Below are 4,094 nucleotides of genomic sequence, written 5' to 3' on the forward strand. Positions count from 1 at the left end.
AGCCGGCAAAACATATCAAATTAACTATAAAGTCATCACTGAACGGTCAAAGTCAGCAGCCTAGTTCAGTACTGACTAGAATAATGGAAACCGAAAAAATCGACTTATTGAAGACCTATTTGAGCCTGTACATCGAACACTTTAAGGTGCTGGCGGCAATGCAGCAGGGCGATGACAGTCTTGTTGTCCTGGATGTCCGCAATGCCCCGGCCGCCGTCAAAGAGGTGCAGATCAAAGGCGCATTGCCAATGCCGGCCAAAGATCTGGCCGCGCGAATCGGAGAACTCGATTCCACCAAGACTTATGTTGTTTATGACTGGACCGGTGGCACCACGCTTGGCAAAGTCGCACTATTGATATTATTGAGCCACGGCTTCAAGGCTTTTGAACTCGCCGGTGCGCTGGAAGGCTGGCGGGGCATGAACCTGCCGGTGGAACCAGCGAAGTAAGGTGGGCATCACCCCTTAAGTCACTCCATCAGATCGACCTCTTGAAAAAGATTTTCGAGGGGCCTTTTTTTATTCGGCAAATCAGTCGCCATTAATGATCGGTTATTTCATCGGCCCCCGGAGTCCGCGAGCCACGACTCAGTAGCGGGTGGCAAAAACAAATTGCGTGTTATTTCGCTAATGGGTAAACTGATGTGGGGAAATGATTTTGGGGCTACGGGAGGATACGCATATGAAATTACTGATACTCGGCGCCAGTGGTCAGATTGCACGCCTCGTTGAAACACGCATCCTGAACGAGGACGCATTTCAAGAAGTTGAGCTGACTCTGTTTTTGCGTAATAGCGACCGGCTTGCGGCGTTGAAAAATGAGCCGCGCGTCACGATCATCGACGGGGACCTCGCCAATCTCGACGCGGTGACAGCCGCCGTTCAGAATCAGGACTTGGTACTCCTAGCAACCGTCGACACCGACCCTGAAAAGGGGGTCACCCGCAACGTGATCAAGGCGATGCAGACGAAAGGCGTAACGCGGCTTCTTGCGGCCAGTTCCATTGGCATCGCTGGCGAAGAGCCAAATCGGCGTTTCCACGCGTGGAATCAGGAAACACTGGCGGATGCCCTGCCACCGATGCGCCAGGCTGCAGATTTGTTGACCGAGTCTGGGTTGGCGGTTACGATTCTACGCTTTGCCTGGATGAATAATGGCAATGAGATTCGTTATACCATTACAAAGGCCGGCTCATTAATGGCGGGTGGTTCAGGCTCGCGCAAGAGCATGGCCGATGCGATCTTGAAAATTGTGGCCGACCCGAGCCTTTACGTTGGCGAAACAATTGGCATCGCGGACCCGACGACCAAAGATGCGCCCAGCGCGGAATGATTTGGAGGCGACCCGATGAACAAAGCACGCGTTGAAGCCTTTACTGATGCCATCGTGGCAATCGTGATGACAATCATGGCGCTGGAGATCAAAGCGCCAGAAGGAAGCTCGGCGGCGAGCCTGTGGCATGAGGCGTTTTATTTTCTGGCGTTCATCATCAGTTTTATTGTCATTGCCAGCTCGTGGTATCACCATCATTATTTCTTTTCAAAAGCTAAGTGGATTTCCAAGCGCGCATTTTGGGCAAATACGTTGTGGCTGCTTTTAATGGCGTTTTTCCCTGTGGCGACTGGCTGGGTCAGCGAACACCTGAATGATCGCGCTCCGGAATATTTCTACTTTTTCGTTTATGTGGCGTGGGCGATCGCGTATTATTTGCTGAATTATGTGCTGGTGAGGGACAATCCGGACGCGTCATTTCGGATGAGCGCATCGCTGAGTCGGTTCTCGCACTGGGCGATCGACCTTTCGTTATCGGTGATCGGCATCGTGTTGATCTGGTTTTTGCCGATCTCCGGAATGGTGATCGTAATCATTCAGAGTTTGACTTGGGCTGTGATGACGCCTGCCGATTCGGACCATGTTGCGTAAGGTGACTCTGACTGTTGGGCTTCTCGGAAATATTTTCGAGGAGTCCTTTTTGAAAAATGGCGAATGGCTAATCTGTTTTAAACGATTCATTAAAGCGCCATCATTCGAATTGGTGTATCATGATTGCAATCAGATTTTCGAGGAGGAATGGCAATGACCACTGTGAACGTGATCGGCGCCGGCTTGGCCGGCAGCGAAGCCGCTTGGCAGATCGCCAGCCGCGGCGTGGATGTGAACCTTTATGAGATGAGGCCCAAGCAAACGACCCCGGCGCATCACACGGACCAGTTTGCCGAGCTGGTCTGCACCAATTCGCTGCGCGCAAATAGCGTGACGAATGGCGTCGGCCTGCTGAAGGAAGAGATGCGGCGGCTGAATTCTGTGATCATGATGGCGGCCGATGCCACGGCGGTGCCGGCTGGCGGCGCCTTGGCGGTGGACCGCGAGCCATTTTCCGCGCTCGTGACGAAAACACTGAGGTCGCATCCCCGCATCCATGTGATCGAAGAGGCGGTCGAGACCATTCCGGAAGGCATCACGGTGGTGGCGACGGGGCCTTTGACCGCGCCGAAAATGGCGGAGGCAATCGTCGCGCTGAATGGCGAAGACGGCCTGCACTTTTTCGATGCGGCCGCGCCAATTCTCGATGCGAACTCCATCGACATGGACATCGTCTACAAGAAGTCGCGCTACGACAAGGGCGAGGCAGCGTACCTCAATTGCCCAATGGACCGCGATCAATTTTTCGCGTTTCAGCGGGAACTGGTCAATGCCGACGTCGCCGAGGGACATGATTTTGAAAATTTGACTGTCTTCGAGGGCTGCATGCCGATCGAGGTGATGGCAAAGCGCGGTGAACGCACGATGCTGTTTGGCCCACTGAAGCCGGTCGGGTTGGCGGATCCGCGCACAGGCCGCGATCCGTATGCGGTGGTTCAGCTGCGGCAGGACAATGCGGCGGCGAGCCTCTACAACATTGTCGGGTTCCAAACGCATCTCAAGTGGGGCGAGCAAAAGCGCGTGTTCCGCATGATTCCTGGTCTGGAAAATGCGGTGATCGTCCGTTACGGCGTGATGCATCGAAATACTTATATGAATGCGCCTGTTGTGTTGAAAGATACCTATGAAAGTACGCGTCGTTCGGGATTATTTTTCGCCGGGCAAATGACTGGGGTCGAAGGGTATGTTGAGTCCGCGGGCTCTGGCCTGGTCGCGGGGATCAATGCGGCGCGGCTGGCGCAGGGGCTGGACGCGTTGACGTTCCCAGATGACACGCAGATTGGCGCGATGGCGCACTACATCACGCACACGGACGCCAAGCATTTCCAGCCGATGAACGCAAACTTCGGCATCATGCCTGCGCTTCCGACCCGCATCAAGGACAAACGCGAGCGCAATCAAGCCTTGGCAGACCGGGCTTTGGCGACGCTCGATGGGTTCCTGCCGACTGCCAATGCCGACGTTGCGGTAGAAACCGCGCAGTGACGGGATTCTTGCTCGCGTCAGGTTGCCTGAGATTCGCCCTAGGACGTCGCGTTCGCGCGAAAATGTGGATAGTTGGTCGAACGGAATGCTAGAGACGCGTTTGGGCGTTCTGAGGTGTGAGCGCAAAACTTTGTGATAGCCGGATCGTTTTATGAAGGCGTTTTTGATGATCGAGCTGGAAGGTTTCGCGGTGAACACCGATAAACAGAAACGCGCCAGGGAATGGATGGAATTCCTTCGCGATAATCAATCGGCGGTTGATGCGACGCTGGCAGGTGAGCACTTGCGGGTCGAACAGATCTTTTCGGTTGAGCTGGCGGGGCGCCTGTATCTCTGTTGGTATACGGATGGCGAGGATGGCGGCGCCGATGTGACCGCGTCTGCCGCGTCCGTCGATCGGGTGCATGTCGCTTTTTGGCGGGAATGCATTGACGAGTCGGTGCCATGCATCAAATTTGCGCTGGGGAATTTATTTCGCGCTCAGCCATGATCTTATGGAAAATGCCCACGTTGCGAATCGCGACGTGGGCATTTTGCCTCATAAGTCGTACGGAACTGGTGTGATGCCATCACATTATTTTCAGGCTATTCCCGGGAAGGCTCCCAAAAGGGCGTGCGGACATTTTTTTGGACCGCCGTTTTGCTAAAGTGCACAACGACGGTGTTCGTTCAGGTTTTTACCTCCC

The 4,094-nt window shown here is 54.4% G+C and carries 5 protein-coding genes; all 5 read left to right on the forward strand.

From position 1 onward, the window contains the following. Nucleotides 1-83 precede the first annotated feature (83 nt). The 5 genes from EKM95_RS11330 (at nucleotide 84) to EKM95_RS11350 (ending at nucleotide 3,898) form a co-directional block, all read left to right on the forward strand. Nucleotides 84-449 carry a rhodanese-like domain-containing protein gene (locus tag EKM95_RS11330; protein ID WP_125698534.1) on the forward strand — a complete coding sequence of 122 codons (366 nt, stop codon included), beginning with the start codon at nucleotides 84-86 and terminating at the stop codon, nucleotides 447-449. Between the two features lie 232 nt (nucleotides 450-681). Then, on the forward strand, nucleotides 682-1,332 hold the full coding sequence (locus tag EKM95_RS11335; protein WP_125698536.1) for an NAD(P)H-binding protein: 651 nt from the start codon (nucleotides 682-684) through the stop codon (nucleotides 1,330-1,332). A 15-nt stretch (nucleotides 1,333-1,347) separates the two neighbouring features. Continuing rightward, nucleotides 1,348-1,923, forward strand: a complete 576-nt coding sequence (locus EKM95_RS11340; RefSeq protein WP_125698538.1) for a TMEM175 family protein — start codon at nucleotides 1,348-1,350, stop codon at nucleotides 1,921-1,923. A 153-nt stretch (nucleotides 1,924-2,076) separates the two neighbouring features. Continuing rightward, on the forward strand, nucleotides 2,077-3,408 hold the full coding sequence (gene trmFO, locus EKM95_RS11345) for a methylenetetrahydrofolate--tRNA-(uracil(54)-C(5))-methyltransferase (FADH(2)-oxidizing) TrmFO (RefSeq protein ID WP_125698540.1): 1,332 nt from the start codon (nucleotides 2,077-2,079) through the stop codon (nucleotides 3,406-3,408). A gap of 166 nt (nucleotides 3,409-3,574) precedes the next feature. After that, entirely contained in the window at nucleotides 3,575-3,898 is a 324-nt protein-coding gene (locus tag EKM95_RS11350; protein ID WP_225423304.1) for a DUF6176 family protein, read from the forward strand. Nucleotides 3,899-4,094 lie beyond the last annotated feature (196 nt).

Source organism: Lacticaseibacillus yichunensis, from assembly GCF_003946405.1.
Lineage (GTDB): Bacteria > Bacillota > Bacilli > Lactobacillales > Lactobacillaceae > Lacticaseibacillus > Lacticaseibacillus yichunensis.